We start from the raw sequence: 23048 nt of genomic DNA, 5'->3' as shown, positions 1-23048 counted from the left end.
GCGTGTTTACGAAGCTCTGTTGTACTACCAAAAAAGACAACAAGCAAGTTTTAAACAATACTCTAAAAACATCAAAAACAGTATAATTGTTATTGACTATGTTTTGTCCATAGTTACGTTTTAGCAATTGTCAATTCAACTATTGTATTAATTTTTAAACTTAGGATAATTATGTACCCAGAAGAATTAGTTGTTCCAATGCGTCTTGATTTAACCCAGGCAGGTGTTCAGGAGCTAAAGACTGTAGAAGATGTAGATGGCTTTTTTAAAGATGCCAAAGGAACTGCTTTGATGGTGATAAACTCTGTATGTGGTTGTGCTGCTGGAGCTGCTCGCCCAGGTATTAAACTTGCTTTATCTGAAACTGCTCATAAGCCAGATTCAGTAGTAACTGTTTTTGCTGGGGTAGATAAAGAAGCAACTGCCAAAGCGCGTGAATACATGTTGCCTTATCCTCCATCGTCACCCTCAGTGGCTTTGTTCAAAGACGGAGAATTGGTTCACTTTGTGGAGCGTCATCATATAGAAGGCCGTACGCCACAAATGATTGCTGACAACTTGTTGGGCGCTTTTGATGAGCACTGCAAGTAGTAGCCAGCTAACTTTTTAATAAATATTGTAAAGAGCAATGGGTCTGACAGATTCGTTGCTCTTTTATTTGTTGAGGCAAAAAAATAGACTCCGAGAATATCATCCAGGAGTCTACAAAACCTAACTAATCAAAAACTTACAATTATGAAAACCTAATAAATGGTTACGTTTTAATGCTTCAAAGAACATAAGGTAGCAACCACGTGTTGACCTTTAATCTTATGCAAAATTATGATTTTATTCTCAATAAATCTACATTCTAAACAATATAAACTCATTTTTGTTTTCAGAAGAAGTTATTTTAACGCCACTTTTTCATAATTAACACATTTTTAACAGGGATTCCTGTGGTTTTAAAAATATTCTTACCTCCTTATACCCTCAAAATGCCCAAACAGACCATTATTTGCAAGGTTTGATGAGTTTTTACCTCAAAATCTTTATATAAACATTACATTTGAAACTTTCTATGGAATAAAGATGAGCGTTTTTTTATAACTAGAATGTTAGTTATATTTGTGCATACTTAAAAATGTTATAAGTTTGCACTTCAAGTTTATAGATAGGGAGTAAATACTGTAAAAGCCTCTCTAGATTGTTTAATCATGCTGAAAGCATTAATTGTATTGAGGGCAATTTATAATTGATAGATTGAACGACAAAGTTTACCTAATATTATTTTGGCAATTCATCAATTATAAAAAAAAACGCCTGAAACAAGATATAGTCAATAAAAATTATTTATAATTGCGTAACAAAAAACTGATAGGACAATGGGCTTTTTTAATCAAATAAGCGAAATTATTTCGAATTTGTTCGGATTTGTACAACCAGTATATTTGATTGTATACTTGGTAGTAGTGGGTGCAGTAATTGCTTTGGCTGTCACCAAGAAAATTTCATATAATCTGGCAAGCACAGTAGCGGTATTACCATTAGGGGTGTATTTGTTGGTGTTTATGGTTATGGGGGTAAAAGTTCCCATTGATCAGCAAACAGAGATTGATAATGTGGAAAAAAAGATTATTGCAAAACTTACCTTAATTCGTGATATTCAGGAAGAGTTAGCAAAACAAAAAGGAATGTATGCGGATAAACCTGAGGAGTTGATTAACTTTTTCAAAAATGGAAAAATTCCTATTGTAGAAAAAAAAGAAAAGGATTTAGGCAATGACAGTGTAATTGTAAAAATTGATACTTTACAAATCATCTCAACCAAAGAACGAATTCTTAATCGTTTGAAAGAAGACAAGGCAAACGCAAAAACACAAATTCAGATTTCTCACATTGAGCGTATGATCAAATTTGCCAATGATATTGAGAACATTGCAGTAATCCCAAGTAATGGAGGCAAGCAATTAAAGTTTGAGTGGTTTGCTGATACTATTCGTAAAGGTGGTGTGTTGGTTCCTGTTTTTGAGATAAAAGATGCAGCTCCTATCAACCCTAAACGTGGAGGAGAGTTTGATCCTGCCAAGCGTGTACCGATTAAAGATAAAATAAAAGCTTTAAAGCAAAAGAAGGAGACACTGACCAACAATATGCTATATGTAAAGAATGAGCGAAAGAAAATATTAGATGACGATGCTAAAGCCATTCGCAAACGTATGAGAGCTCTGGAGGAAGCTGACAAGAAAGCAAGTGCAGAGTATCAAGAGTTGGTAGAAAAGTTTAAGAAATATCAAACCCGACTTGCTCCTTGGGATGATAAAATGACAGACTACCAGACAATTCTGAAAGATGTAGAGGATAAGCTCACCATCTTGAAAGAAAAGCCTCTGAAGGTGGGCTCAAAAGACGAGCCTAGTACAGCTGGTAACTGGCAATAAGTCTATTAAAGCAATAAGATTTAACAATTGTGGTAAAGAGCTGTGTTACTGTGAAGTAGCATGGCTCTTGACCATTTTACCCGGAATGCTAATACTATATTTCTTTATAAACCCTCAACTTCCTCACTACCTTGGACGCAACAGACAAATTATCTATCAGAGAAGTAAGTTTCCAGGATGATGCCTTTGATATACAAGCATTAGGAAATTACAATTTGTACTTGTCGATAGGGCAAGATGGGTTGGAAATATGTGTGATAGATACCCAAACCAATCGCTGCCTTATACTAGAGCATTATAGCTTCTATGTAAACCTTTCTCACAACCAGTTAACTTCTCACCTAAACTGGATATATGACAATCATTTGTTTTTAAAAGCTTACCGTTGGAACGAAATTAAAATAGCTTATCGTGGCAAAGCTTTTACTTTAGTACCCAAGGCATTGTTTGAAGAAGATGAAGCGGTAAAATACCTAAAGCACTTAACCGATGTAACTATTGACCAAACAATCTGCTACTCGGAGATCGAAAGTTTGAATATAATGAATGTGTTTTTGGTAGAAACCGAGTTGGTTGCTTGGTTTGAAAACATTTATGCTTTGTCTGAAAAGATGAGCTTTGTACATCAAACTGCTTCATTGCTCAAAGGTCTGAAGCAACAAAGACAGCTGGGTGCTTCTGGGTTGGCACACCTTTTTTTGCATGTAGAAAGTGAGTATCTTACTTTGAGCATACTTAAAGATGATCAGTTAGAGTTTTGTAATGTATTTGCTTATAAAACAGAACAAGACTTTTTATACTATGTACTGTTGGTAATAGATGAATTAAGGTACTTTCCTGACAAAAGCGTGGTTAATTTGACTGGAAATATTATGCCTGACTCTAGCATCTACGAGTTGCTCGACCAGTACATTCAAAAGGTAGAGATCACCTTGAATCAATCATCAGTTTCCTGGGTTACATTCAATGATAAGTTTGACAAGGACATTTACCAGTACTTCGATCTATTTAGCCTTCATTTATAGTTCTTGCTTTGTATGATTGAAGTATTGCTCAAATACAAACACTATAGAGTTATAGCTGTTATTTAACGCTTGTGGCAGCTGCTCATCATCCATCCATTCTACTTTTTCTATATCTTCTATTGTTTGTGGTTTTAAGTGACTGTCATCAATACATTGCATGGTGTACCAATCGGTTTTCTTAAGCATTTGCTTGCCTTTTTGTGGGTAATAATGCCAAGTGGTACATATAAAGCGCTCAATTTTCACTTTGATGCTACATTCTTCTTCTACTTCTCGTAAGGCAGTTATTTTACTGGTTTCTCCTTTTTCAGCTTTCCCCTTAGGTAAATCCCACTTTGCCAAACGATAAATGAGTAGGTATTGATTATTTTGATTGGTGACTAGCCCCCCAGCTGCCTTTAAAGTATAAAACAAAGATTTGATGGCCTTTTTACAGGCTTTTTTATCATTGACTAAAATAACACAATGTTTGAGGGTTGGATGATGTTGGTCTACAACACCTTGAATAAATTGTTTGACTGTTTCTAAATTGGGGCACTTCAATACTACTTGCTTATTGAGTTTTGTGGGTAAAGTGGTTTTTTCCTGACGGAAATCAATTACTTGGCTATAAAGTTCAACATTGTTTGCATCGTCATTTTTATAAACTGAAATATGTTTGTCGCATATAAATATATCCATAATCTTTACTTAACTTTGTGTTATTAATTTGTTAATATTTAATGAGTTAAACTATTAATTCTGTTAATCTTTTGAAACTTTAAAACATACTAAAATATATGATGTCTAACCAGAAAAATATAGCGGAAACAGTAGCTGCTATGTTACTCGAAGTAGAAGCAGTTCAGGTACGCCCCGATCAACCTTTTCGCTGGAGTTCAGGTTGGTATTCTCCTATATATTGCGATGGTCGCCTGACATTATCTTTTCCCAAAGTACGCAAATTTATCAAATCAGAATTTATACAGTTGATAAAAAAAGAATATCCTACTGTAGAAGCCATTGCTGGTGTGGCTACAGCAGGCATTCCTCAAGGAGCTATGATTGCCGACGAGCTTGAGTTGCCATTTTTGTATGTGCGCTCAAAAGCTAAAGGACATGGAAAAGAGAACCTGGTAGAAGGTAAGCTTACTAAAGGTCAAAAAGTAGTAGTCATAGAAGATGTATTATCTACTGGAGGTAGCTCTATCAAAGCAGTAGAAGCATTGCGTGAAGCAGGTGTAGAGGTATTGGGAATAGTGGCTATGTTTACCTATGGGTTTGACGTAATGGAGCAAAATATGATGGATGCTGATCTCAAGTTTAATACATTGAGTAATTACACTACGTTGGTGGTAGAGTTTTCTCACCGCCACGATTTGAGCGAAAAAATTATGGCTTCGCTGCACGAATGGCGGCGAGATCCTGCTAAGTGGCAACCCCGCGAAATAGACGCATAGTTGCCTGTACTACATTTTGTGATCAACGCCCAGACCAAATAGTGCAAAATCGTATTTGACAGGATCTTGGGCGTTGAATTTTCGTAAGTTTTGGGTAAGCTCAAGAGCCGTTTGCCAATTCATTTGTTTTCTTTCCAGTAAATTTAATTTTCTTGCCACCCGTTCTACATGTACATCGCAAGGGCATATCAACTGACTAGGATTAATTTTGCTCCAAATCCCAAAGTCAACCCCTTTAGTATCTTTTCTTACCATCCATCTCAAAAACATATTGATGCGCTTGCAAGCTGATTTTCGAGCAGGGGTAGCTATATGCTTACGAGTACGCTCTGGGTATTCTTTCAGGCTAAAAAACAACTCATGAAAATCTTTGAGGGCTTGTTCTACATGGGGCATCTCTGGAGTGAAGTTTTGGGTAAAAGCTTCTTCCAAAGAGGTGTGTTTCTGGTAAAAATACTTAAAAAAATGAATAAAATAGAGCGTGTCAGTAGCGTTGAAAGTACGATGTTTAAATGATAAAAATGCCTTTAGGTCTGACTCTTCGTGGCTGAGTATAAAGTTATGTGGGTCGCCATCCATCAGTTCTACCAATTCTTTACATTTTTTTATAATAGTGGTTCTATTACCCCAGGCAAGTACAGCTGCCCAAAAACCCGTAATCTCAATGTCTTGTTTTTTGCTAAATAAATGAGGAATAGAGATAGGATCATTCTCGATAAAGTCGGGTTGATTGTACTTATCTGCTGCTTCGTCTAAAAACTCTTTAAGAGTTTGTTCATTTGTTATATCTGGAATGTTCATCTTTGTTGTTTTGTTTATGATTAAACACAGAGTGAGAGTATGTTTAAAAATTATAACCTGGACTAAAAAAGCAGCTTTTACGCGCTGACTTTAGTAATTTTTTCAGCAATAGCTTTGGCTATTCCTTCTAAAATATACTTCGTCAGCACAAAAAATCCATCATTTTTAATTCCGAAGACAAAATTTAAACATACTCTGAGTGTATGAACAAATGTACAAAGATTATGGTGGTTGATGTAGAAGATAAAAAAATCCCTGCGTGATAGGGCAGGGATAAGCATTGGCCAAAAACACAAAGTTTTAGAAATGAACTCCCATTCCTATTCGAAGATTGGTCATCGAAATCTTTGACTGGTATACTTTGCCTGTGTGGTAAGGATGGGTAATTGTACTTACCCCAGGAGCCAGCCCAGGCATGTCTGTGTTGCTGGGGACAACATTGGCTGGAGCATTTAAACTCATATAACGCACTGTGCCTCCGCTTAAATAAGTAGACTCTATATTAAGAAATAAGCGATTATTACCCATTCCCAGCTTAAATATTTGCCCCATATCTATTCTTACCCCAAAACCAAACCCTGCTGCCATCGCTACATCGTGTAATACTGTGCCCTCTTCTACTGGGTCAGGGCATTCTGTAGTGTGTTGTATATTGGGGTTTTCAAGAATGTAGTCGGTATGGTACTCTTGCACTCCAATACGAGCACTTATATAGGGTCTGATGATTCCTTTAGATAATAAGTCCACTCTCCCTGTAATGAAGGCATCACATACGTAATTGTTGATGGTAAGGTCATAGGTGCCTTGTATTTGCTCATCTTGTACAACCGTAAAGTCGTCTAGTTTGCGTTTACCATAGCTTGACAAGCCCAGGTCTAAACCGATGCTAAAAGGTGACTTGGGAATCTTATAGATAAGCTCTAGGTTAAAACCATGCATCTGCCTGATGGTACTTGCCATTTCTTCCATAGGTTTTGAGTAATTATAACCCATGTTGAAGCCAAGCTGAGCAAAACTTGTTTGATAAATCAAACAGAGTACAAGCCCACTGACTATGCTTTTAAATAGTTTGCTGTTCATGTGTTTCTTGATTTGATAATGTAAACAGTAAATTTAATAAGGTATATACACAGGCCTGATGTGTGAAGCATACATCAAGCTTGGTACCTACTATATGTATACGACAAGTGAAAAATATAAATCCCTTAATAATAAATAAGATTTTTTAACTATTTTTTACCAGTGCCTTGCCTACTGTTTGTCAATGTATTCTTAAGATAATAAAAAAAACTTTTAGTGAGTAGGGTTTTATAGGTGATTGAAGTTTTTTTTATACAAAAACAAACAAAATAATAACTATACCTGCTATTCAATAGTTATTGGGTAAGCAATTGTGTACTTTAGTAGAATAATACTATTATTGACTTTGTGTGATTTTTACTCATAATGTTGCACTGTATACCAAGTAGTAATTACAAAACTTTCCTTAATATTCAATTTATTTAAAATACTAAAAGAATGGCTTTAAAAGTAGGAGACAAAGCACCTGATTTTACCTTACCCTCTACCACTGGAGAGGATTTTAATTTGTACAATAATCGCAAAGATAAACCTTGTATTATTTATTTTTATCCAAAAGATTTTACCCCTGGTTGTACTGCAGAAGCCTGCGACTTTCGTGATAATATTGAGTTTTTCAAACAGTTTGACATAGATGTACTGGGAGTTAGCCGTGATGATATAGAGACGCACCTAAAGTTTAAGGAAAAACACAATCTGCCATTTGAGTTATTGGCTGATACTAAAGGAACAGTGACTAAAGCTTTTAAGGCAGCTATGCCATTGGTAGGAGTATCCAAACGTATTACTTACTTGTTGGACAAAGACCAACAGGTGGTAGCAGTATTTGATAAGTTGTTTGGGGCTAAAGCCCACATTCAGGAAATGATCAAGAAAGTAAAAAGTGACTTGGTTGAAGAGTAAATCTTGGGGTTGGACATAAAAAGTTTTAGCTGTGGGTATTGTGTAGGCAAGGTCCACAGTTTTTTTTATGCTTAAGATTTGCGGCGTTTCTCTTTTTTTAAGTTTCTAAACATCCATAATGCGATGCCAATAGGAGAGCCGCCTAAAGCCAACATGTTTATAACCAAATGGGCAGTATTTGGATGGGGGCGTGCCAGACGTATACAATACCCTACCACGATCCAAATGCCCAGTATAAGCAGTGTCCAGGCTGTTTTGCGATAAAATCCTATGACTTGTTTCAATCTTAAAATATTGCTTTTGCTCTGCAAAAAGGTTATTATGAATCAATAATTTATTCATTACATTTGTAGAAACAAAACAAACTTACAAAAATGGCAGATGAAGTTGGAAGGAGAGGTTGCTCAGGTATGGTCAACCTTGGCTTATCCGTGATTGTATTGCTCTTATTAGGCTGGTTTTTTACTCAGGATAAACTTTCTTTCTCAGACCTTACCAAAAGAATAGGGAGCATTTCAGGTGTTTCGCCCAAAGTGGTATTACGTACTATGCCCTTGGTAGACAGCCCCACGCTTACTATGTCTGATGTATTGGTAGTTAGTGTAAAAAAAGATATTAAGCATCGTAAAAACGCTGAAAACCAGTACGAAATACATTTAGCTTATCGATCAGCTGCTAATCAGGTTACCCAATGGGAAACCAACCTTACTACCTTATACAAAGATGGACACAATTATTTGAAAACTACCTATGATCGTGAGCATGTATATATTCTTGTAAAAGATTTTGTGTATGCACTTAAGCGTAATAGCGGCAAGAAGGTATGGAGTTTAAGGTTAAGGGATCAACTATCACCAGAATGCACTAACTGTATGGCGTTGGTACAGCGAAAATTGATATTACTCACCGAAGATCGGATTTTATACTCAGTAAATACCTTGGATGGCAATATTTTACGAAAAAATCGCCTTGAAACCCCTAAAGCAAAAGGGGTAGGTTTTTATGTAGTGAAAGATAAAATTGTGCTAAGCGATCAGGCAGAAGATAAGATAGATGTTTCAGCAAGTGTGGTAGTAATTAATCCAATTACCTTGATGCCTATAAGGTTATTTACTCCTACGCCCCATCGTGAAATAGACAGTGGGAAAGTATACAGGGTAAACATGCCTATGGTATTTGATAATATAGGTACACACGTATACTTGATGCCTGAGGGTACTCATATACAATGTTGGGACATAGATAGTGGTATTAAGAAGTGGGATAAAGTTTTGCCTTCCAGAGTATTACTTCCTTACGATATAAAAAATCTAAGTCATATCAAGCATCAAACATCCTTGTATTTAAGTGCATTGAGTGGTTCGCGGAGTGTACTATTGAAGGTGGATATGTTATCAGGAAAAATAAGCGAGCTGGCAAAGGAAATAGATTACAGTCTGACACCAATGGTTGGGCGTAAAAACCTGGTAATTGCCTTTACTCGAAAAACGAGAGGAAACAATAAAAATGAGCTTTGGGGTATAAACCATCACACAGGAATGGTGGCTTGGCGTTATCCTCTGCGTAGCACCAACTTATACAATAAAAAAACAAAAGATGGTGAAGTGTATCATATCTTACACAAGGGCAATCTATTAATCATACAATACCTCAAAGAAACAGGGCAGATGCTTATTGAAAAAGTGAATCCTATGAATGGAAGTTTGATTAAAAAAACAGTAAAAGATGTGATAGGTAATCAATGGAATAATATAACAGTAACCAAACATAAGGCATATTTTAGCATGGGCGATGTGTACGAACTAGACTTAAAAACTGCCGAAATTACCAGATTTGATTATTAAATGATTTTGAAATCACCTACACCATTTTGAAGTGGTGTGGGCGATTTCAAAATGGTGTGGCTTGTTAATACATATAATACAAAGGGGTACTTGATGTATTAATGCTTACTGTAAAATTAGGAAACTTGGCGCTCCATTGTTCCGCTTGTTCCTTGGCATTTTTCCAGTCCGATTCTTTCCACACAACTTTATTCAGTGCTGGATATTCTTTCATTACATCAGGCAGGGCTTTCAAACCTGCGAAAGGAATAAATAGTTTGGTAAGGGCAGGCAGTTGCTTTAGTTTTTTGAAAATATCTTCATAGTTATAAGGGGCGTCTTTCTTGCTGCTAATACTCAAATACTCAAGGTTGCTAAGTGTATAAAACTCATCAGGTAAAGTTTTAAAGTTGTTGTTTTTAATTCTCAAATGTTTTAGATTTTTTAATTCCCCAATGGTCGCAGGCATTGTTTCAAATGGTATATAAGACAAGCTTAAATTCTCCAGTTGAGGGCAGTTTTTCAGTACATTCAGCACTTGTTGAATATCCAGCTTTCGACAAGAAGTCAAAGAGATTGTTTTCAGGTTTTTGAGTTCTCCTATTCCCTCTGGCAATTTTTCTATTTTAGCGCCGTCTAACACTATACATGTAAGATTTTTGAAATTCTTGATTTCATTGGGTAACTCAGAGCTGCTCAAACTCTGCAATACTAGTACCTGTAGGTTTTTGGCTTCGAACAATGCCTTGGGAAACTCCTTAGCGTAACTTTTAGAACGGTAACGGATAATCTTGCTTTTGTCGGTTTCTGCTGTTACTTCTTCCTCTGAACCATATTCTTTGGCTTTACCCACCAAATCTTTGCTCAATGGTGCGTCAGCAGTGTTGGCTGATGTTGTTTCGCTGTTTTTATTATCAGCATTAACACTGTCAGTATTTGTGCTGGCACTTGTATCGGTTGAGTTTTCGGTGTTCTCACCTTTTTTACTTCCTCCACAGGCAGCCAAAAAGCCCACCATTGCGAATGTTATCAATAGTTTTTTCATAAATGTAATGTTTAAATAAAAAGATTAAGTAGTTACAATCTTAGAGCTTGTTTAAAGCGGTCGTTTACAGGAGGTTTTATGATGAATTTTCGGATTAGATGCGTCAAATTTTGAAGGAATAGCCACGCTATTGCTGATAACCGATGGCTACAGCTTTGCTGTGCCGAGTTTATAAATCCCGAACTTGTTTCGGGGCTCTGCCAACGGCTAAATTTGACAATATATAATCATAAAAGTCGCGTAAAAGCTCACAGTCCCGAACTTGATTCGGGGACCTAATCAATGAATTTTAAACAAGCTCTTACCAAATATACTATTTAAAATTTACCTTCATCTAAATATTTTGCAATAGTGCTTGAACAAAGCGGCTACCTACCTCAAAAAACAACCAATCGTTCTCTTCTTGCTTTTTGTCTATCTGTCCAAAACCCACATGGTCATAAATAATTCCAAGCTTGCCCGTAATCACATCATAACCAGCTTCCAGTTCATTTAAAAACTGTTGATAACGATCTGCTACCACAAAGTCGAGGCTTTGGTAGCGAATAGCTCGTTTGATATAAAAGCTCAAAAAACACCTAAGCTCGTGCATAAGTGTAGCCCTATGAGGAAACAGTAATGAAGGTTTGAAGTAATACATCAGGGCTTTGTAGGTATTGTCAATGTCTCGTTTTATTTGTTGTTTGATCCCCTTCATTTCATCTTCAGTTAGGTTGTCACCAGAGGCTACCCCAATCATTTGTACCCAGATGTTACGTTCGTTGGTATCCATGGCTACCAGCAACAGGTTTGCCTGATGTTCGCTGGGAAACCATTGGGGGTGTTTGCCTACAGGTATAATGAAATGATCGTTCAGAAAATCAAACTTTTCCAGTAACATTTTAGTCAACGCCATATCTGTGGCTTGTTGAGGCATGTCAAACCAGGGGAAACCACTGACTTCGAGATGCTCTGCCATTTTTTCAAGGCGTTCTGGCGAATTAGACCAATTGTGCCCAATATCGCGTAATTGGAAATCTATAGTTTCCAAAGGGCTACCTGTTTGTTTGGTAACTACTATGCCACTGCTTATATCTTGAGCCACAAGTTGAGGCAACTGATGTTTATTAGGCGAAAAATCAAACAAGTCTGGGGTAATATGATTGTCTTTAACAATGACCCATTCCGAAGCTTCACTGGCTTTGTCAAATAATACTTTTTGAGGTAAAGTGAGCACTAGTTGAGTGGCAGGGGTAGCACCTGATACTTGTCCGGCAAGGTTAGTGACTACTAGTTGCTGCCAAAGTTCAAAGCCTTTATGTAGATAAAGCACATCTTCGGGAGCATCTTCGTTGATAAAGTGAGCTGTAGAGGTTACCCATCGACTTACCTTGATTTGTCCGTTGACCTGAGTAAGCAATGCAGGAGCCTGAAGCAGTCCTTCCTGTAATTGAGTAGGTGCAGCTTTGTCAAAATCAGAGGCTAATAAAATAGGTTGAGCGCTGAATGGTTGTACCAAAAAAGTGAGATCACTGCTAAACTCTTCGGGTGTTTTGAAAAACTCTTCGATGTTTACTACCCCCACCTTTACTTGCTCAAATAGCTCAGGAGTTTCAGTAGCAAGTAGTTCAAAAGCATTACCGACTTTACCCAATGCATAATCATTGGCAAATAGGAGTAGCGTATATTGCAAATCCTGAGTTTCGGGTTGGTTAGCAAGCCAGTAAATAGCTTCAGCCAGTGACTGTCCAGTATCTGCATTTAATACATTGACTAAAAGTTCTTTTTTCTCTGGGTAACGTACCAAATAGCTTTGAATTTGCCCAATAACCTCTTCAGCATTTAGAGCCGATGAATTGTAAACAGGAGCAAGGTTAAACACTTCTTGCCAATACCTTAAGAGGTGAGGTTGCGTGTTGAGTTCAGTGGCTGCTTTGGTTGCTTGGTTTGCCAGAGTATATATTCCCCACCCGTGCGCAAGTTCTCCTGTATATTGATATACCTTATCCTCTATGCTCATCAGCAGGGGGTTGTTTTGAGGCATCATCAGTTCTAAGTACTCTTGCATAGCTTCTACCCAGGTCGCATATCCTTCTTCTATAGTGAGCAATTCCTCTTCCCATTCCTGGTACCAATTCCAAAGGTTAAGGCTCCACATCATTCGTAAGGGGTGTAGTGGAGATTGTAAAAATACTGTCTCTATTTTTTGATTAGGCAAAAGCGTTCTTGTTTGAATCAAATCAAGGTTTTGCACTACTTGCAGCATTTCATATACATCCTCCTGTTCTTCGGGTTCCAGCTCTTCTATTTTTTTGAGTTTGCGCAGCACCTTGTTTAGCCAGTGTTCATACTCTTCTACATAATCTCTAATGAGTTCAATATGATTATATATTGCAAAGGTTTCCCACACCCCTTTATTGTCAGTAGCACTAGTACGAATGGCAGTAAATACTTCGGTACGTTTTACCCTAAATGAGGCTGGAATCCAATCGTTTTCTCCTTCAGCTACTTCAGTAAGGGTAATGGCTCCCTCGCGTAATGGTCCATGGTTTTTAACATCAATTAGCAATGGGTCTACTTGTTCAGGGTTGGCAAGCATACACTGTTCTATGATCGCCAGTTTTTCGGGCAGTTGAATTTTTAACGACTTATTGGCAGGTTTTAGAATCGTTTCATAAATACTTTCTAAGTGTTTGCCTCGACTGGTTTGTAGCCGAAACCCAGTAGTACCAGTGACAGGAGTAGCCTCAATGATATTTTGCAGCCTTAGCTTGATAAAAGCATATAACCAATGTTTGAGCGAACTAGTTACCTCATTGGCTGGTGGTAGCTCATTGGAGGCATCATTGCTAAGCATTAAATTTTCTATAGAGGAGATATTTTCTTGTATTTGGGTAAAGAAAAAAGTGTCAGTATCACTGCTTATTTTTTGAGTGTGTACTAGTTCTTCTTGCAAAGCCTCCTCTTCTATATTAAGCGGAAGTTCCTCCTCATCTAAAGCAATAATGCGTAAAAAATAAGAACCATCTTCCAAATCGGGTGGTAGTACAATTGTTTTGTTACGGTAGTTACGCGTTGATCCTGAGTCTTTAAACTTTGCCAGTGCATTGACAAAAGTAAAGTCTTTACCAGACAAAGAGCGCATTAAATCAATCCTGAAAAAAGCCAATTCCTCAAGGGATTGAGGGGCTGGTACTGTAGTAAACTTTAATTTTATTTTAGCAGGACTTTCGGCATTGCCCCACACTACCTTGGGTTTTTTTGGGGTGGCTTCATTTATTTCATTTGCTTGATTAATCTCGATTTTTTGAATCACCACCTGTGTATCAGGAGGGTCGTATCTACCATACTCTATAGCTGGTTCCTGTAGTATATTTAAAGGTGTTTCCTGAGTTTCCTCACTGTCATTGTAATGGTTCAATGGCTCTTCAAGCTCTTCTTCATGATGAAGTGTAGATTTTAAGTTATAGAAAAGGTTGTTTTTAAAGGGGAATTTCATCGGATTGTAAAAAGTAAGTTGTGAACTAATTCTGACTAATAAGCAGCTTGACTAGTGTTGATATGATTCAGCACATTTGAAATTAAATAAACCTGTCAATAAATATAAATCAAATTGTTCATAATTTATTGACAGGTTTCAACCCTTGCGGCAATGACCTCCCTGAGGTATTATCAATAGTCCATAGCATTTAGTCCGTAGTCCATAGCGGATTCGAGTAAATGTTTACCCTATTAATCATTGTAAACCAATGGCGTATATTAAATTTGCGTACTTGCTTTATTTTTCAAAGGGTTTCGGTTTTACGTCTAAACACGGAATTAAATAGTTTTTAAACTTATAACCATTTGATAATCAACTTTGACTAAAATCACTGCGGAGTATTGATTATAATAGGACAGCTTTATTTTTTTAGCATTATTACCATAATAAACAAACCCATTACCGGCATTGCTATGAGCAAACCACTCAATAGCCACATAGATAACCACTTGCCTAGCATAAATTCAAACCACTTCATATACAGGATTAGAATTAAAGTATCGGCATACAAAGTAATGGCCCCTGGACAAAAAGCATTTTTCCATTGATCTTCATGAAATAAGATAATCACCATCAAGACACTAATGGCTAGGCCATATAACAAAGCGTCTATTTTGATGTCACCCGAAAAACCCATCGGTGGAGCCGATAGTAAAAAACTGTTGCGTAATACAACCACATTAAACGAAATAATCAGCAATAATACTATACTCTTGGTAGCCCCTGAAGTAAACACATCTGCCATGTCAATAGTAGTGACAGGGGGAGTTTTCTTTTTAGGTGTTACACTCTTTTTTGTTGTACTGGTTTTTCTGGTAGTTTTTTTTTGCTGAGTTTTTCGTGTTCGTTGTGTTGTTTTTGGTTTCGCTGTTTGTTGTGCTGTAATCATGACCTCAGATATTTTTATTTAATTTTTTTTCATAAACCCGTAGTATTTTTCTTATCTGACTGACTTTAAATTATTTTTTTTGACAAACTTTTATGCTTTGCTCATTGTAAGTGGTTGATTGTTAATAATTTTAGCGTTTAAACCTTGCAAATGACCGATTAGCTTGCTAAATTTGTTAGCAAATATACCGAATAGGAAAATTATTAGCCAATATTTTTAACATTTTTTTGATATGTTTTTGAGCAAAAATTTAAAACACCTGAGAGAGCGCAATGGAAAGCAAACTCAGGAAAACCTTGCAAATGCACTTGGTATTACTCGTAGTGCTATTTCTTCGTATGAAGATGGACGCGCTGAGCCTAAGTTGGTAGTGATGAATAGAATTGCTCAGTATTTTAACATTACATTAGATCAATTGCTAAATGTCGAATTAGCAACCTTAGGAGATGTAGATCTTCAGCAACAAAAAGAAGTGAAAAAATATGCTTCTGCCGAGAACTTACGCATTCTAACTATTACCACTGACCGCGAAAACAATGAAAATATTGAGTTGGTGCCCGAAAAAGCCGCTGCTGGATATACCAAAGGGTATGCAGATGCAGAGTATTTGAAAGATTTGCCCAAGTATCAATTGCCCTTCTTACCTGAAGGTAGAACTTACCGTGCCTTTGAAATTGCCGGAGAATCTATGTTACCGTTACTGCCAGAGTCTATTGTTATTGGCGAATATGTAGCAAACTGGAACGATGTACAAGAAGGACAAACTTGTGTAGTGGTGGCAAAAAATGATGGAGTAGTACTTAAGAAGGTGTACAACAAAATTACCGAAAGAGGTACATTTTTGTTAAAATCGTCTAACATTGCTTATCAACCTTATGAGGTACCCGCTGACGAAGTAGTAGAGATTTGGAAGTTTGCTGCTTATATTAGTCGTGATATGCCTGATGATAGTGTCACTTCATTGCAAGAACTAAAATCTGCTTTTTCGCGCTTAGAAGATGAGCTTCAAGATATTAAAATGGAACGACGCGTTCGTAAATAATTTGATTGCCAGGTTTTCGTCCTGTAAATAGACCGTAAACCAAAAACAGGGAGTTTTTATGCAACCAAGACCCAATTAATCCAGTTCGCAGCATTTAGAGATATATAGACAGTAAATTGAAGATAATTCAAATAAACAAAATAAATTTAAAACATTTAAAACAAGAAAGTAACCACCATTCAAACAAATAGCTGCGGACTGGTATAACCCACATAGTTTTAGCCTGCTTTTTATTTCATTTTTTGAAATACCATACGAACCTCACCACCTTTTAAAGCCATATACAATAATTGATTGTCTATGCTGTAATTTTCAGCTTGAGGCAAACTTTCCAGAAATTTTACGCCCCATTGCGACTCGGTAGTGAGGGTACTCACTGGAGTAGTCAGTACTAAATACTGATTATTGATAAGGGTATAGCTGCCTGTGTAGGCATTGTGTAGGGTAGACCCACCATAATCACCTTGCTTAAAAGCAATGATAGGGTTTTCGTTAATATTTTCAGTGTTTTGTTCAAGCTTTCCGGCAGTATTCTGATAGCCTATCAATTGCCAGGTGCCATCTAAAGCCACTGGAGTCACGTCTTGCTCCTTAGTAGCGTCACACGACGAAAGAGTGAACATAAAACTCAACAAAATGATGGGTAAAATATTTATATATTGCCTTACTAACTTCATATCTTCTTCTTAATGTCAATATCTTGATAATCAACACGATAAATATTGTTGAAATGCTACTTGATGGACTATTGTTTTCAATAATTATGCCTTTACTTATCTTGTAGCATAGCATATTTAATAAACTTACTTGTTTTGTAATAAAGACAAGAAGACACTGGACTTCCCCTAGTTTTACAAAAAATAAAATGTCCGAATTTGATACCTTTGATTAGTTTTAGAAAATGTCTGTCCTGATTTGCTACCAAAGAAGCTCCCTCCACATTGTATATGAACAAGTCAACTTGTTATAAAGAAATTGAGAGAGTGTGCCAGAAGAACGTATGTTATTATAGAGAGTACAACAATTACTCTATCCATTGAAAGAAAAAAACGATTGGGTAGCCGTGTTTGTAGTCCTATACGTTATCAAATAAATTGAAATTGGTTTAGTACTAAAGCATACTACCTTAGTTACAATTATGAAAATTATCAAAATTTTTACTCTTCTTACTACCCTACTATGGATAAACCTCCCTACCTCAAGGGCGCAAACCAGCCATTCATTACACTATATAGTACTTAACTCTGGCGACACCCTATATGGCAAAGTAGAACATGTAAATCAGCGCAAAGTAACCCCTCGGTATTATAAAAAGATTCGATTTACTGATACACAAGGAAATCGAAAAAAATATAAAAGGGCTAATGTTGCAGCTTTTAATGTGAACAATACCAACTATGAAGGGTTTTGGCTCAGCCAATCGTCGCGAGGGATTACCCTACTAAATCCTCGATATGATATTGATCCTAAAAATGGAGAAAGGCATTTTTTGCGGGTGATTAGTAAAGGAAAACTGAGCCATTATTACTTAGAATGGTGGGAACAAGGCGAAGCCGGCTCGTCTTGGATGGATTTGTTTAGAAAAGAGGAAGATCAATTTTTCATTAGAGCCACTCAGGGACTATTCGGCTTGAAAAGAAAGACGTTAGTCAAGTACTTCTTCGACTGCCTTAGCCTTCAAGAAAAAATCAAAAAGAAGCAAATACGTAAAGTGTCGCAAGTGGTAGACTATTACAATAAAACTTGTGTTGACTAGCTTAATTGGCTTTGCCTGGTTAGGTCTGCTGCCTGTTTTCTTCTTGAACTGCCAGCAGTTTTGAGTGTTTTGCTTGAGTAGATTATTTGGGTATTTTCTTTTTTCTCCCAGCAACCCCCTTCTATTCTTTAATGCTTCAAATAGTTCTTGTTCCACTACAATTTCATGCCTTTATATCACTTGGCTACTTAGTTGTAACTTGCAACTTAAATTAATTACTCAGGTAGTGTTAGATAAATGAAGCATTCTGATAGTTTAGAAGCTAAATAATGAATCGATTGAATAGCGAATGATGAATGCCAATGAATGATTTTCAACAATATTATCTACCGAACAGCAAATGCCGAGAGATGTTAAGGCGAAATTCAACATTCGCTAATTATTGTTTGATATTGTATTAGGGAGCGTTCACAACGCTATGTCTAGAAAATTTAACCTGCTGATTATCAGTATTTTTTTTCAAAAAGCACAATTAAATGAACGCTCCCTTGTATTACTCATTTAGCCCCTATGTATGATCTGCTATATTTTAAATAGCTCTAGTCAGATAAACAGATGACTTTACTTTCCAAGCTATCATCAGTCAAGTACTTTATAGGAGGTGTCTAGCAGCTTATTAATATCTTCATCTGTAATAGGTTTTACCTCATTTATATCCGAATAAGACCTTTCAGCGGCTACAGCCTGTTTTATGACTTTGTAGGTATAGCCTTGGGCAAGTAACCAGTTCCTAAAATCATCCACTGTATGGTTATAATCGTAATTTATAATTTGCTCTTGTGTAAAATTTGTGGGGAGGTATTTCTCCGTGTATAAGGCGTCTAAAGCTGCTTTGAGTGCTGCTTGTCCATCACCACCTTTTCCTCCCTGAGAGGTGGGTGATTCATAAACAGCGTTTGCCAGAAACCCAAACGGGGTGGACGTATCGTAGATATTGAATTGAGCCCGTTGAAGAAGCCCGATATATTTTTCAACATTCCACTCGTTCGCGTTGAGTATTTGGATTAGCCTGAACAGCCTGCCCGACTTTTTAGATTCAGTAGCAGCAATAAAGGCGTTCTCGAAGGTTTCGATGGCTCGGTTTAAATAAGCTGTAAGTTGATCCAAATTAGCCCAAGTGTTGTAAACACCTCCAGTCCTTAGCCCATTCACTCTATTTCCTATAAATCTAGTGAGGAGTTCTTCGCCTACAAAACGAGCAACAGCTTGTACCCCTTGCTGAAGTTCTACCTCATTAGATACATCCAATTGGTTGTATACGGTTTGTATTTCATTACCAACAATACGCAGGCTGTCCATATACCTTAGCATAAACCGGGCTGTAGAGGCCTCTCTGGGGTTGATATGACCAGCTTTTACTGCCAATGCTATAAACTGTTCGTGATTATTGGCTACCTGCCCCTTTGCTTTAGCCTCCTTTACCAAGGCTTCAACGGTTTTAATATCTTTTTCCGAAAATTGCACCCCGGTAATGGCTTTTAGTTCGTGTTGTTTCCGAACATAGGGGGCTTCTTTGGTAGAGTCATCGTTCGCCTTTGTTTGTCCACTACTGGCGCCAATCCGGTCTTTGGGGTGCAAGGTATGCACTACTTCCCAAGGGTAAACACCATACAGTTCATGAAACTGTTCTACCATGCTCCAGTAGCGTTGGGCACCCTCTTTTATCTCCGCTTCTGTTTCGGTTCTGGGCACAAGGTTGTCCAAGGTTTTTATCATATCGGAAGGGGCAGTACCAGACGCTAAAATAGCGTCAACGGTATTGTTAAAGCCTGAGGTAGTATCAGACACCGACGCTGCATCATCAAGGGATGCCCCTTTTTTCCTTGAGTCAGACTTACGCTTGCCAATGACACCATCGGCATCCATTTTGGCTTTATTTTGTTTTTGTCGCATTCGAGACAACAGTTGTCTATCCATCGTTTGAGTGTTTTAGGAGTTTCATAAAAAAATACTACGGGTTTGGTTTATTGACCAGTCAACGATTTTAAACTTTGCCTGGCTTCTGAAATGTCTAGAGCAATTTGAACTATTAAATCATCTAAAGATGATTGGGCTTGGCTGTTGTTAGTTTGATTGCCCCGTAATTGTATCGTTCGTTCATTGATCTCCGTTGCGGTGCTAATAAATGTTTCCAAACTTGTTCGGTTGCTAGTATCTACCAAGTTTTTTTGCTCACTATAGAACCCCGCTATATTTTGAACTGTGTCAAGGTTAATTTGTTGAGAGTTGTTATTGGGTAGATTGTTATTAGGGGCGTTGTCATTATTGGGAGCATTGTCATTATTGCCGTTGTTAAGGATGTTGTCATTATTGGAATCATTACCGTTGTTAAGGATGTTGTCATTGTTGGAATCATTGCCGTTGTTAAGGATGTTGTCATTGTTGGAATCATTGCCGTTGTTAAGGATGTTGCCATTGTTGGAATCATTGCCGTTGCTGAGGAGATTCGGTTGATTATCATTGGCAGAGTCATCACCAGACGGAGGAAAGTAAAAGTTTGGACCTTGTCCAGTCAAATCTGTCAATGCATATGTTTGCTTTTCACTTAATTTAGCCATTGGATTGTCCTTATACTCCGATTTCCAGTATCTTTTTTTACCATCTTTGAAATAGATGACAGCATCACTGCCATGAAGTTTTTTTAACTTCTGGAATAATGTTTTGCTTTGGGCAGAGATAACTCTTTCATCGTCCTCAGTTTTTGCCTGATCACCTCCTCTAATCATGTCATCCACTGGTTCTTCAATTTTACCCTTTGCTGTTTTATATACAGCATTTACTAATTCTTCACGATAAGCGTCTATATCTACCTTGTAATTGGGGTTTGGTGAATCTGATTCGTCTTTATCCAAGACCCAAATTTGAGCTCTGTCTGCGTCATCTAAACGCTCTTCTTTTGTTAATTTCCGATTCGTCCACTTGTCTAATCCTCCCTTATAAATTTTATTCCCGTGAACGTGACGAGTACCAATTATGAGAATTTTCTCACCTTTCTTTTGTTGATTATCCATCACAGATTTTATCATCCCCCCAATATATTTTTGCCTACCAGAATATGTGTTAAGCTTCTTATTATTTGGATCGTCTTCATTCCCTATATCAACTGATACTACCTCCCATCCTAATTCTCTGGCTTTCTTCACTAAATCTGCCTGATAAGGAGAATTCCAGGCTACTTGGCTCCACTCATCTATTTTACCGTTAAATTCTGCATCTGTCCATTCAGGCATTGTCCAGGGACCTTCAATCATCAATACTCCTGAAGAATCAACAAGTTCATCCATTAATATAGATGCATAAATATATGGTTCCTTAGGGCCATGAGTATCACTGATAATCACTAAATTCCCTTTTTTTAACTCACCTGTAAGATCATCTATGACCAATTCTTGTTCCTCGTGTAAATCATCCACTGATAATTCGGACAGGTACTCATCTCTTAATTTTCTTCTGAATGATACTTTATCGCTAATTTCCCATAGTTTTTTTAATGCAGCTTCCTGCTCGGTTGCTGTTTTTTTGAATATATTCTTATCAAAACCTTGTTGTCTCTTTACTAATCTATTTAAGACGCTTTTTACCCATACATCTACTTTATCTTGCTCCAAATTCCTCAGGCTTTCTGTTCTTCTTAAATCACTCATCTGTCTTTGCGACATGTTGCTTTTTTTGCTTCGCGCTCGATTCTTCTGCTTTTTATTCTTTTTAGTAGATGTACTAGTGGTTATACTTGGGTCAATGCGAACTGACTTTTTTTTACGAGGATTACGATTTGACTGTTGTTTACTAAGATTACGATCTGACTGTTGTGCATCAAGATTATGATCTGACTGTTGTGCATCAAGGTTATGATCTGACTTTTTTTTATGAAGGTTACGATCTGACATAATATGGTTAATTAGTTATTTTAAATTGTTTAAGTTAGTTGATTAAATTTCTGTCACTGCATTTCTACGGTTCCGCCCCTCAGGTTTACTAGCCCTTTGGGCGCGTCTTCGGGTGGGGTGTTCATTGATCACCTCCTCGTCGCGTACAAACTGCCCTTTAGTTTTTTCTGAGGCAGTGGCTTCGCTTTCTTTGGGATAATACACCAATTCCTCTTTTCTACCGTCTGACTGGGTTTTTACAGGGTAAAGCATCCTTCCTTGGGCGTCTATTTTGGGTTTGGTGTTTTTGGGGAGTACTTCCCTTACTTTTTTCCCTTGGTCTACCTCTTTTACAAACTGCCCTTTTTGAAGCTCCGACGGGGTGGCATCGCTTTCCTGTGGCAGGTAAACCACCTCGCCCTCATCTCCCAAGGTTGCGTACAGGTTGCGTCCTTTGAACCATTTGTCTTCTTTGGGGGCATACCCTTCAATAGCGTCTTTGCCAGCGTCTACGTCTTTCACATAGTTTCCCTTCAGACGTTCGGCTGGAGTTGCGTCGCTTTTTTGCGGCAGGTACGTCGTTTTTCCGTTTTCATCAAGCGTAGGGTAGAGGTTGCGCCCTTTGTACCACCAGTCGGGTTTGGGGTCTACATCATTGAGCACCTCTTTGCCCGCATCCACATCTTTTACAAACTGCCCTTTGAGCAATTCCGACGGGGTGGCTTCGCTTTTTTGCGGCAGGTACGTCATTTTTCCGTTTTCATCAAGCGTAGGGTAGAGGTTGCGCCCCTTGTACCACCGGTCAGGTTTGGGGTCTACACCGTTGAGCACCTCTTTGCCCGTGTCCACATCTTTTACAAACTGTCCTTTGAGCAGTTCCGAAGGTGTCGCATCGCTTTGCTGAGGTAGATAAATTGTTTTTCCGTTTTCATCAAGCGTAGGGTAGAGGTTCCGTCCTTTGTACCATTGGTCTTCTTTGGGTGGTACACCTGCTGCCACTTCTTTTCCAACATCTACGTCTTTCACAAACTGTCCTTTGAGCAGTTCCGAAGGTGTCGCATCGCTTTTTTGAGGCAAGTAAATGGTTGCGCCATCTTTGCCCGCAGTGGGGTAGAGGTTGCGCCCCTTGTACCATTTATCTGGCTTAGACGAGAACCCTGCCTTGGCTTCTTTGCTTTTGGCAATGCCAGATTTCTTGGCTGCTCTATTTTCTCTTTTTTTGTTGACGCCTGCTCCTCCTTGTTTTTTGGCAAGTGCGGTAGAGCGTTTCTTGGCGGGGCGGTTTACACCAGTAAATACATTTTTAGCATTCTTTTGGCGTTTCAACTTAGCCCGGTTCGCATTGCCTCGTTGTCTTTTGTTTTTTGCTGACTGATTCATGAGGGTATGTTTAAAGTAGTCTACAGTGTTGAGCATTGACAAGGTGCTAGGGACTAGGT

General features: G+C 37.8%; 19 protein-coding genes. 8 read left to right on the top strand and 11 right to left on the bottom strand.

Going from position 1 to position 23048, the window contains the following annotated elements:
- The first annotated feature begins 171 nt into the window (after positions 1-171).
- The 3 genes from Q0954_RS02960 (at position 172) to Q0954_RS02950 (ending at position 3445) form a co-directional block, all read left to right on the top strand.
- The gene (locus Q0954_RS02960; protein WP_299453343.1) at positions 172-591 is read left to right on the top strand and encodes a BrxA/BrxB family bacilliredoxin; all 420 of its coding nucleotides are present in this window, start codon (positions 172-174) and stop codon (positions 589-591) included.
- A 773-nt stretch (positions 592-1364) separates the two neighbouring features.
- The gene (locus Q0954_RS02955; protein ID WP_299453340.1) at positions 1365-2420 is read left to right on the top strand and encodes a hypothetical protein; all 1056 of its coding nucleotides are present in this window, start codon (positions 1365-1367) and stop codon (positions 2418-2420) included.
- Between the two features lie 131 nt (positions 2421-2551).
- Entirely contained in the window at positions 2552-3445 is an 894-nt protein-coding gene (locus Q0954_RS02950; RefSeq protein ID WP_299453337.1) for a DUF3822 family protein, read from the top strand.
- On the opposite strand, the gene Q0954_RS02945 is transcribed toward Q0954_RS02950, so the two are convergent.
- On the bottom strand, positions 3440-4126 hold the full coding sequence (locus Q0954_RS02945) for an NUDIX domain-containing protein (RefSeq protein ID WP_299453334.1): 687 nt from the start codon (positions 4124-4126) through the stop codon (positions 3440-3442). The genes Q0954_RS02950 and Q0954_RS02945 overlap by 6 nt on opposite strands.
- A gap of 101 nt (positions 4127-4227) precedes the next feature.
- Between Q0954_RS02945 and pyrE the strand changes: the two genes are divergently transcribed.
- Positions 4228-4884, top strand: coding sequence for an orotate phosphoribosyltransferase (gene pyrE / locus Q0954_RS02940; protein ID WP_299453521.1), 657 nt, complete (start codon positions 4228-4230; stop codon positions 4882-4884).
- Between the two features lie 9 nt (positions 4885-4893).
- Here pyrE and Q0954_RS02935 read toward each other — a convergent pair whose 3' ends face one another.
- Positions 4894-5685: a TIGR02757 family protein gene (locus tag Q0954_RS02935; RefSeq protein ID WP_299453332.1), complete on the bottom strand. Its 792-nt coding sequence runs from the start codon at positions 5683-5685 to the stop codon at positions 4894-4896.
- A gap of 300 nt (positions 5686-5985) precedes the next feature.
- Entirely contained in the window at positions 5986-6765 is a 780-nt protein-coding gene (locus Q0954_RS02930) for a hypothetical protein (protein WP_299453330.1), read from the bottom strand.
- Positions 6766-7203: 438 nt separating this feature from the next.
- Here Q0954_RS02930 and Q0954_RS02925 point away from each other — a divergent pair, with 438 nt between their 5' ends.
- Entirely contained in the window at positions 7204-7668 is a 465-nt protein-coding gene (locus tag Q0954_RS02925; RefSeq protein ID WP_299453327.1) for a peroxiredoxin, read from the top strand.
- A 71-nt stretch (positions 7669-7739) separates the two neighbouring features.
- On the opposite strand, the gene Q0954_RS02920 is transcribed toward Q0954_RS02925, so the two are convergent.
- Entirely contained in the window at positions 7740-7952 is a 213-nt protein-coding gene (locus Q0954_RS02920; protein ID WP_299453325.1) for a hypothetical protein, read from the bottom strand.
- Between the two features lie 90 nt (positions 7953-8042).
- On the opposite strand from Q0954_RS02920, the gene Q0954_RS02915 reads away from it, so the two are divergent.
- The gene (locus tag Q0954_RS02915; protein ID WP_299453322.1) at positions 8043-9512 is read left to right on the top strand and encodes a PQQ-binding-like beta-propeller repeat protein; all 1470 of its coding nucleotides are present in this window, start codon (positions 8043-8045) and stop codon (positions 9510-9512) included.
- Between the two features lie 64 nt (positions 9513-9576).
- Here the strand turns inward: Q0954_RS02915 and Q0954_RS02910 are convergent, their stop codons facing one another.
- The 3 genes from Q0954_RS02910 to Q0954_RS02900 form a co-directional block, all read right to left on the bottom strand.
- Positions 9577-10536 carry a leucine-rich repeat domain-containing protein gene (locus tag Q0954_RS02910; RefSeq protein ID WP_299453319.1) on the bottom strand — a complete coding sequence of 320 codons (960 nt, stop codon included), beginning with the start codon at positions 10534-10536 and terminating at the stop codon, positions 9577-9579.
- A gap of 334 nt (positions 10537-10870) precedes the next feature.
- Positions 10871-14014, bottom strand: coding sequence for a hypothetical protein (locus tag Q0954_RS02905; protein WP_299453317.1), 3144 nt, complete (start codon positions 14012-14014; stop codon positions 10871-10873).
- 403 nt (positions 14015-14417) lie between these two features.
- Positions 14418-14945 carry a hypothetical protein gene (locus Q0954_RS02900; protein WP_299453315.1) on the bottom strand — a complete coding sequence of 176 codons (528 nt, stop codon included), beginning with the start codon at positions 14943-14945 and terminating at the stop codon, positions 14418-14420.
- Between the two features lie 232 nt (positions 14946-15177).
- Here Q0954_RS02900 and Q0954_RS02895 point away from each other — a divergent pair, with 232 nt between their 5' ends.
- Complete coding sequence (locus tag Q0954_RS02895; RefSeq protein WP_299453312.1) at positions 15178-15987, top strand: XRE family transcriptional regulator; 810 nt, start codon at positions 15178-15180, stop codon at positions 15985-15987.
- A 230-nt stretch (positions 15988-16217) separates the two neighbouring features.
- Here the strand turns inward: Q0954_RS02895 and Q0954_RS02890 are convergent, their stop codons facing one another.
- Positions 16218-16664 (bottom strand): META domain-containing protein, encoded by a 447-nt coding sequence (locus tag Q0954_RS02890; RefSeq protein WP_299453309.1) that lies wholly within the window; start codon positions 16662-16664, stop codon positions 16218-16220.
- A 461-nt stretch (positions 16665-17125) separates the two neighbouring features.
- Between Q0954_RS02890 and Q0954_RS02885 the strand changes: the two genes are divergently transcribed.
- Positions 17126-17743, top strand: a complete 618-nt coding sequence (locus Q0954_RS02885; protein WP_299453306.1) for a hypothetical protein — start codon at positions 17126-17128, stop codon at positions 17741-17743.
- A gap of 579 nt (positions 17744-18322) precedes the next feature.
- Here Q0954_RS02885 and Q0954_RS02880 read toward each other — a convergent pair.
- The 3 genes from Q0954_RS02880 to Q0954_RS02870 are packed head-to-tail and all read right to left on the bottom strand — an operon-like array spanning position 18323 to position 22989.
- Positions 18323-19660, bottom strand: a complete 1338-nt coding sequence (locus Q0954_RS02880; RefSeq protein WP_299453304.1) for a hypothetical protein — start codon at positions 19658-19660, stop codon at positions 18323-18325.
- 47 nt (positions 19661-19707) lie between these two features.
- The gene (locus Q0954_RS02875; RefSeq protein WP_299453301.1) at positions 19708-21630 is read right to left on the bottom strand and encodes a hypothetical protein; all 1923 of its coding nucleotides are present in this window, start codon (positions 21628-21630) and stop codon (positions 19708-19710) included.
- A 42-nt stretch (positions 21631-21672) separates the two neighbouring features.
- Positions 21673-22989: a hypothetical protein gene (locus tag Q0954_RS02870; protein WP_299453298.1), complete on the bottom strand. Its 1317-nt coding sequence runs from the start codon at positions 22987-22989 to the stop codon at positions 21673-21675.
- Between the last annotated feature and the right edge of the window lie 59 nt (positions 22990-23048).

The organism is uncultured Microscilla sp. (genome assembly GCF_947493425.1).
Taxonomy (GTDB): Bacteria; Bacteroidota; Bacteroidia; order Cytophagales; family Microscillaceae; genus Microscilla.
Note: the sequence above shows the minus strand (reverse complement) of the source record. Positions and strands in the feature narration are given on the sequence as shown.

Excerpts from the sequence above, each read along its gene's own strand:
- Q0954_RS02960 (WP_299453343.1), top strand. The coding sequence starts at position 172 with ATGTACCCAGAAGAATTAGTTGTTCCAATGCGTCTTGATTTAACCCAG.
- Q0954_RS02955 (WP_299453340.1), top strand. The coding sequence starts at position 1,365 with ATGGGCTTTTTTAATCAAATAAGCGAAATTATTTCGAATTTGTTCGGA.
- Q0954_RS02945 (WP_299453334.1), bottom strand. The coding sequence starts at position 4,126 with ATGGATATATTTATATGCGACAAACATATTTCAGTTTATAAAAATGAC.
- pyrE (WP_299453521.1), top strand. The coding sequence starts at position 4,228 with ATGTCTAACCAGAAAAATATAGCGGAAACAGTAGCTGCTATGTTACTC.
- Q0954_RS02935 (WP_299453332.1), bottom strand. The coding sequence starts at position 5,685 with ATGAACATTCCAGATATAACAAATGAACAAACTCTTAAAGAGTTTTTA.
- Q0954_RS02930 (WP_299453330.1), bottom strand. The coding sequence starts at position 6,765 with ATGAACAGCAAACTATTTAAAAGCATAGTCAGTGGGCTTGTACTCTGT.
- Q0954_RS02925 (WP_299453327.1), top strand. The coding sequence starts at position 7,204 with ATGGCTTTAAAAGTAGGAGACAAAGCACCTGATTTTACCTTACCCTCT.
- Q0954_RS02915 (WP_299453322.1), top strand. The coding sequence starts at position 8,043 with ATGGCAGATGAAGTTGGAAGGAGAGGTTGCTCAGGTATGGTCAACCTT.
- Q0954_RS02910 (WP_299453319.1), bottom strand. The coding sequence starts at position 10,536 with ATGAAAAAACTATTGATAACATTCGCAATGGTGGGCTTTTTGGCTGCC.
- Q0954_RS02905 (WP_299453317.1), bottom strand. The coding sequence starts at position 14,014 with ATGAAATTCCCCTTTAAAAACAACCTTTTCTATAACTTAAAATCTACA.
- Q0954_RS02900 (WP_299453315.1), bottom strand. The coding sequence starts at position 14,945 with ATGATTACAGCACAACAAACAGCGAAACCAAAAACAACACAACGAACA.
- Q0954_RS02895 (WP_299453312.1), top strand. The coding sequence starts at position 15,178 with ATGTTTTTGAGCAAAAATTTAAAACACCTGAGAGAGCGCAATGGAAAG.
- Q0954_RS02890 (WP_299453309.1), bottom strand. The coding sequence starts at position 16,664 with ATGAAGTTAGTAAGGCAATATATAAATATTTTACCCATCATTTTGTTG.
- Q0954_RS02885 (WP_299453306.1), top strand. The coding sequence starts at position 17,126 with ATGAAAATTATCAAAATTTTTACTCTTCTTACTACCCTACTATGGATA.
- Q0954_RS02880 (WP_299453304.1), bottom strand. The coding sequence starts at position 19,660 with ATGGATAGACAACTGTTGTCTCGAATGCGACAAAAACAAAATAAAGCC.
- Q0954_RS02875 (WP_299453301.1), bottom strand. The coding sequence starts at position 21,630 with ATGTCAGATCGTAACCTTCATAAAAAAAAGTCAGATCATAACCTTGAT.
- Q0954_RS02870 (WP_299453298.1), bottom strand. The coding sequence starts at position 22,989 with ATGAATCAGTCAGCAAAAAACAAAAGACAACGAGGCAATGCGAACCGG.